The sequence below is a fragment of the Pseudomonas sp. PSB18 genome, from assembly GCF_014596565.1.
GTDB lineage: Bacteria > Pseudomonadota > Gammaproteobacteria > Pseudomonadales > Pseudomonadaceae > Aquipseudomonas.
Genome location: NZ_NOIN01000030.1, coordinates 1 through 500, shown reverse-complemented (window position 1 = coordinate 500; position 500 = coordinate 1). Strand labels below are relative to the sequence as shown.

The following is a 500-nucleotide window of genomic DNA, read 5'->3' as shown; positions in this document are numbered from 1 at the left end:
GCTTCTTCCTGGGACAGCTGTTCGACGGCCTGTTGCCGGGCCTCGACGTCTAGGGTTTGCAGGTCATGCTCAACCAAGGTGAAACCGAGGTCGGCCGGAGCGAAACGTTGGCGTACTTCGCCGTCCTGGCGTTTGAAGGTGGTGCGCAGGCTTTCGTGACGGGCGACGATGCGGTCCAGGGCCCGTTGCAAGGCCTGGCGGTCCAGGCTGCCGCGCAGGTGCAGGGCGGCGGGCATGTGGTAGGCGACGCTGGCGGCGTGGTCCAGTTGGTCGAGGAACCACAAGCGCTGCTGGGCCAGGGACAGCGGCAGCGGCTGCTCGCGGGAGACCACGGCAATCGCCTGGAGCCGTGATTGACCGGCCTGCTCGACGTGTCGGGCCAGTTCGCTCAGGGAGGTCTGGGCGAACAGGGTGCGCAGGTCGATCTCGGCGCCGAGGTCCTGGTGCAGGCGGGCTTGCAGTTGCACGGTCAGCAGGGAATGGCCACCGAGTTCGAGGAA

At 67.2% G+C, this 500-nt stretch carries 1 protein-coding gene; it reads right to left on the bottom strand.

What is annotated here, in order from left to right; genetic code table 11:
• Nucleotides 1–500 (bottom strand): condensation domain-containing protein (locus CGA22_RS27040; RefSeq protein ID WP_188258765.1); only part of this gene is annotated, 500 nt, incomplete at both ends.